General features: G+C 50.8%; 6 protein-coding genes. 2 read left to right on the plus strand and 4 right to left on the minus strand.

Going from position 1 to position 5,493, the window contains the following annotated elements:
* The coding region (locus tag H6F80_RS22175; RefSeq protein WP_518523631.1) for a calcium-binding protein at window positions 1-918 on the plus strand (918 nt) is incomplete at its 5' end.
* Window positions 919-1,213: 295 nt separating this feature from the next.
* Here H6F80_RS22175 and H6F80_RS22180 read toward each other — a convergent pair.
* From H6F80_RS22180 to H6F80_RS22190, 3 genes are all read right to left on the minus strand, one after another.
* A complete protein-coding gene (locus H6F80_RS22180) occupies window positions 1,214-1,975 on the minus strand; it encodes a metallophosphoesterase (protein ID WP_190793705.1) in 762 nt (253 codons plus the stop codon).
* A gap of 242 nt (window positions 1,976-2,217) precedes the next feature.
* Window positions 2,218-2,961 carry a DUF1995 family protein gene (locus H6F80_RS22185; protein ID WP_190793706.1) on the minus strand — a complete coding sequence of 248 codons (744 nt, stop codon included), beginning with the start codon at window positions 2,959-2,961 and terminating at the stop codon, window positions 2,218-2,220.
* 105 nt (window positions 2,962-3,066) lie between these two features.
* Complete coding sequence (locus tag H6F80_RS22190) at window positions 3,067-3,582, minus strand: hypothetical protein (RefSeq protein ID WP_190793707.1); 516 nt, start codon at window positions 3,580-3,582, stop codon at window positions 3,067-3,069.
* Between the two features lie 213 nt (window positions 3,583-3,795).
* Here H6F80_RS22190 and H6F80_RS22195 point away from each other — a divergent pair, with 213 nt between their 5' ends.
* On the plus strand, window positions 3,796-5,016 hold the full coding sequence (locus H6F80_RS22195; RefSeq protein ID WP_190793708.1) for a Coenzyme F420 hydrogenase/dehydrogenase, beta subunit C-terminal domain: 1,221 nt from the start codon (window positions 3,796-3,798) through the stop codon (window positions 5,014-5,016).
* Between the two features lie 146 nt (window positions 5,017-5,162).
* On the opposite strand, the gene H6F80_RS22200 is transcribed toward H6F80_RS22195, so the two are convergent.
* Window positions 5,163-5,493 (minus strand): hypothetical protein (locus tag H6F80_RS22200; protein WP_518523632.1); only part of this gene is annotated, 331 nt, incomplete at its 5' end.

Below are 5,493 nucleotides of genomic sequence, written 5' to 3' on the forward strand. Positions count from 1 at the left end.
TTCAGCCTTGGAGAATCCATTGCCTCGGATCCTGCTAAGTTTGGCTATACCAACATTACAACTCCGCTGCTATTCTCGCCTCAGTCGAATCCAAACGAATTTTTCTTCTGGGATCAGTTCCATCCCACGACTAAAACTCACGGGATTTTTGCAGATACCATCAATCAAACCATCACAGGCACAATTCCCCAACCCTTCTTCAACCGCGTTGCAGGCAACAATAGAAATAACATTCTGGTAGGTACTCGAGCCAATGATGATATAGACGGTTTTAGGGGAAATGACCTTTTAAGCAGTCGGCAGGGGAATGATCGCATTGAAGGCGAGCAGGGCAACGACATTCTGTTCGGCAATCAGGGAGACGATGTTCTCAGCGGTGGCGAAGGTTTTGATGCTCTCACAGGCGGTCAGGGCGGCGATATTGCTTTTGGTGGAGCCGGAGTCGATCGCCTTTCTGGGCAAGCAGGCAATGATATTTTGGTAGGGGATGACAGCAAGGATTTTCTTGTCGGCGGTTCGGGCGATGACTACCTGCTAGGTGGAAACGGACAAGATGACCTTCAGGGAGATGCAGGACAGGACATTCTGAATGGTGGATCGGGTTTAGACATCCTGAGGGGTGGTGCAGGCAACGATCGCCTAGATGGTGGCACGCAGAACGATCGGCTCACCGGGGATGAGGGAAATGATCAATTTGTCTATCGTCCAGGTGGCGGAAAGGACGTGATTACCGACTTTGAAAAAGGATCAGACAAAATTGACCTCAGCAGTTTCCGCTTCCAGGGCTTTTCTGACTTCACGTCAAAAGCAACCTTGAGCGCTTCTACCATCAACTTTGGGAACGGCAATACTCTGCAACTCAATCGGGTTAACGTAACAACGCTGTCTGAATCTGACTTTAGCTTTGCATTAGCCTAAACCGAATCTCTCTTCGGCTACTGTGTACACCGATCCATCCATTGCTCTAGATATTGATCTAGATGATGTGATGTAGATGATGTAGAAACTGCCCTATTCTGCCCCACCCCCCTAACTTGGGGGGAACTAAGACTTCTCTTTGTTGCGGAGTCTCCCAACATTGGGGCATTTAGGGGGCTGCAAAGCCTAGAACAGTGACTCCATCGACTGAACGATACACAGTAGTCCGTCGTATAAGAGGCATTTAGGACGAGGGCTTCGATATAGACCGGTTGCCGATCGCCCCATTTCTAAATTAAAGCGTTTGAATAAGCTGGCGACGCAGATGCATCTGGCTAGGTTCAATCTCAACCACAGCTTCTGCCAGCGGGAGCGATCGGCTAGCTTGCTGGAACACGTTGACCTGATAAACCTGCTGATGGGTCATATCTACAGCAGTCAGCCAGCCACTTTTGGGGTGATATGCGCCGGTATCAATGTTGAGCCATCCCTTTCCTCTGGCAACTGCCCCCGCGGGCACACCAGGCAGCGTGAAGGTGATGGTATGTCCAGTAATAATCAGCTTGTCGTCAAAATAGGGTTTTGGTGTGCTGTGAAACTCTTCACGAATCCAGCAAAACTCGTGGGAAGTCTGCGCTTGAATCGGCAAATGGGGATGTACACCCGCATGAACGAGCCAGAGATCGCCCAGGTCTAGATAGGGCGGCAGGCTTCGCAACCAGACAAGATTTTCCAGCAGGGATTCAGGAGTCGCATAGCTGGCAACGGTTGTATAGCCGCCGCTGTGGAGCCACGCTTGCAGGAGGTGCTGAGACACTTTGCTATCGGGAAACGCCTCCAGCAGCATTTGTTCATGGTTTCCCATCACGCAGCCATAGCCCTGCGATCGCACAAACTCAATAACCTGAGCACTTTTAGGTCCGCGATCGATCAAATCTCCTACAAAGTAAATTTGATCATCAGAATTAGGCGCAATCGTTTCTAGAAGTCGCATCAGGGCATCGTAGTGACCATGAACATCGCCCACGAAAATTCGACGACTGCTAGACACGGGCATTTATCCTCTTAAGACGCTCAACAAATCACATTCAGGCAAATCACATTTATAAAGACAGACAACCTGACTAAAGCAGCATAACAACATCGGTCAGCAAAAAGCCTGCCTTTACATTTCAGCCTTTACACTTCTCAACATTAAGTCCTTATTCTAATTGTGCCCAACAACCTGCGCTTTTGATCGCTTGTCCTTTAAAGCTATGTTAAATAAATTACAAATTTTGCTTCTGACACAGCGTCCTCCTACTGGCTTAATGCCCGCAGAAATTGCTGAAGCGAGGACAAAATGCCTTTCCGCTGGGGCGATCGAGATGAGGTAGCTGTTTGCTCAGAGACATTTTCCTGTGAATCAGGCGCAGAAGAACCCATCAAAAGCCCTTCCAGCATTTCGCTATTTGGCTTTTGAGAAAATTCTCCGGCTAGCTCATAGTCATCCTCGCCTTTTTCCACCCAGACCTGCCAGGAGGAGGGATATGCTCGCAGAATTGCTGCTCCTGGAATCGGCTGAAGGTAGTAAGCGGTATCAAACTGCTTCAAGAATCGCTCTCGAAGCTGCCTTCCGGCGTAGCCAATCCCGATCGTCACAATGTCCTCCATTTTGGGATTGAGCAAGATCACTGCCCGATCGCCTGCCTGCTGACAAATCTGCTCCACCTCGTTGACTTCCACCGAAGACGGCTCGACAAACAGCAGCAGTTCTTCGTCCGGCTGAATTTCTGCTTTAAGATCGCTCAAGCCGCGAATGGCAAACGGTTTTTCGCCCCAGTCGCGTCGGGCAAGAGCCGCAGCCCCTGCATCGGTGAAATACACCCGCAGCTTGCTTCCCAGAGGCTCAAATGGTTCTAGAAACTGAGCGGCGACCGGCATCGTTTTGAGTTCGGGAAAGACGATTTCGACCTGAAGCCGCTTGTAGCTATCATTGATCGCTGCCTGGGTCGAGACTTTTGCCTGTTCGATCGCTTCTTCGAGCGTTTTGGGAAGAGTCATGGGAAAGGGAGTGGATGGGTGGATGGGGAAATGAGGGGTGGTTCGTTCGTAGGACTAGGTTAGCGCAGCGAACGCATTAACCTCAGAGCTTGATGGATCAAGGGATTAATTGATATTGGGGTCAACGTAGCCCTGGAGGCTTTCGGGCTCGAATTGTTTCAGGATGCTGGAGGCTTTGTTGGTGATGTTGGGCGCGCCGTTGACTGCAACAATGTATTTGCCTTCTTTAAGACGATTGCGGTAGGGAAGGGCATCTCCACTGCCAATAGATGCGCCTGTGAGCCCGCCCACAAAAAAGCTGCCCATTGCGCCGCCGATCGCCCCCAGAATGCCACCGAGAATGCGGTTTCCGAAAAGTCCAATTTCGGGGATGACTTCATAGTTTGTTGCCAGGTTAAAGGCGATTCCGCCAATAAAACCAAAGGGAACCAGCCAAAAGGACATCAAGCGAGCCTGTTTGCGGGCAGGCTGTTTGGGATCGATAAAGCCAAACTCATCAGCAGTTTTATAGCCTCGACCTAAGATGCTCATCTGGTTTTGCGGAATGCCTTCTTTCTCAAGCTGAGAGTAGGCGGCTTCGGCTTGAATGCGATCGGCAAGAACAGCAATAACGTAGTTCATATCGATGGATATCAGTGTTTCTCTTTATTGATTGAACGATCGGCAAAAGAATAAAGACTATCTGCTTAAATTTGCTTTTAATTCCAAGATACCAGGAAGGAGGAAAGCCTGCCGGAGCAGTCTCAAACGCTTAATTTTGTCTCAGGTGCGCCACGGTGAACAGTCTCTACGGTATTGTGATTGAGAGACGCTCATGTTAATAAATTTCTTTCAATGACTGCTATTACTCCTGATTCCCCCCAGCATCAAAACAAGCATCAAAAAGCGAAGGCACTGAAGCCCGGTAGCCGCCGTCCGGCAAAAGAACTGTGCAGCGAATGCGGGTTGTGTGATACCTACTATATTCACTACGTTAAAGAAGCCTGCGCCTTTATTAATCAGCAGATTCCAGAGTTAGAAGCGCAAACCCACGGGCGATCGCGCAATCTGGACGATCAGGACGACTGGTATTTTGGCGTGCGGCAGGACATGATGGCAGCCCGCAAACAGCAGCCGATCGACGGAGCGCAGTGGACGGGCATCGTGAGTTCGATCGCGATTGAGATGCTGAATCGGGGCATGGTGGAAGGCGTGGTGTGCGTCCAGAATACGAAGGACGATCGGTTTCAGCCGCAGCCTGTGATTGCCCGCACGCCAGAAGAGATCTTGGCAGCGAGAGTAAATAAGCCAACCCTGTCGCCCAACCTGTCGGTGCTGGAGCAGGTGCAGCAGTCGGGCATGAAGCGGCTGTTAGTCATTGGCGTGGGCTGTCAGATTCAGGCACTTCGCGCTGTAGAAAAGGAGCTTGGTTTAGAAAAGCTCTATGTGCTGGGAACGCCCTGTGTGGACAATGTGACCCGCGCCGGACTGCAAAAATTTCTCGATACCACCAGCCGATCGCCCGAAACGGTGGTGCATTACGAATTCATGCAGGATTTTCGGGTGCATTTTAAGCACGAGGACGGGTCGATCGAGAAAGTACCGTTCTTTGGACTCAAAACCAACCAGCTGAAGGATGTGTTCGCGCCGTCCTGCATGAGCTGCTTTGACTATGTGAATTCGCTGGCGGATCTGGTGGTGGGCTATATGGGCGCGCCGTTTGGCTGGCAGTGGATTGTGGTGCGAAACGATTGCGGTCAGGAAATGCTGGATCTGGTGATGGATCAGCTTGACACGCAGCCTGTAATGTCGCAGGGCGATCGAAAAAATGCCGTGCAGCAAAGCATTCCGGCTTATGACAAAGGCGTAACCCTGCCAATGTGGGCAGCAAAACTGATGGGCGTGGTGATCGAAAAAATTGGTCCCAAAGGGCTGGAATATGCGCGTTTTTCGATCGATTCTCATTTCACGCGCAACTATCTGTACACCAAGCGCAACCATCCCGAAAAGTTAGAGGCTCATGTGCCGGAATATGCAAAGCGCATTGTTGGGCAGTATGAGCTACCGAAGGAATAGGGCGATCGAAGCAAAATTGGAGGACGAAGGGTTGCGCGTGACAACGCTGGACAGCCCCCTAAATCCCCCAATTCTGGGGGACTTTGAGGGTTGAGGAGGTTTCTTGGCAGGGATGTAGTTATCCCGTAATTCGGCAGCGATCGCTCCTACAGGGGAATAGTCTGGATGGTGATGGGATACCAGCGCTTGTAGAGCCGGATCACTTCACCTTTGTGGAACTGAATAATTCCTCCCTGAGGAGAACTGCTTTGGATCACGGCATTCTCAGGTACAGGAATCGGTGGACTCCAGGCGTAGCTGTCACAAAAGCCTCTGCGCTCTAGCTCAATCACACACTGATCCACGCCCGCAGGCTTGCCGATCAGCGCAAGTTTGACCGCTTCTCGATCGCATCGGTCGCGCAAGGTTTGACCGATCGCAGATTGCGGTTCGGTAGGGTAAGTCATATTCAAGATCTCCGAGGGTATAAGAACCCTA

It is taken from the genome of Leptolyngbya sp. FACHB-711 (assembly GCF_014695615.1).
Lineage (GTDB): Bacteria > Cyanobacteriota > Cyanobacteriia > Elainellales > Elainellaceae > Leptolyngbya_A.

Bases quoted from the DNA above. Each gene is read 5' to 3' on its own strand.
- H6F80_RS22180 (WP_190793705.1), bottom strand. From the start codon at position 1,975: ATGCCCGTGTCTAGCAGTCGTCGAATTTTCGTGGGCGATGTTCATGGT.
- H6F80_RS22195 (WP_190793708.1), top strand. From the start codon at position 3,796: ATGACTGCTATTACTCCTGATTCCCCCCAGCATCAAAACAAGCATCAA.
- H6F80_RS22190 (WP_190793707.1), bottom strand. From the start codon at position 3,582: ATGAACTACGTTATTGCTGTTCTTGCCGATCGCATTCAAGCCGAAGCC.
- H6F80_RS22185 (WP_190793706.1), bottom strand. From the start codon at position 2,961: ATGACTCTTCCCAAAACGCTCGAAGAAGCGATCGAACAGGCAAAAGTC.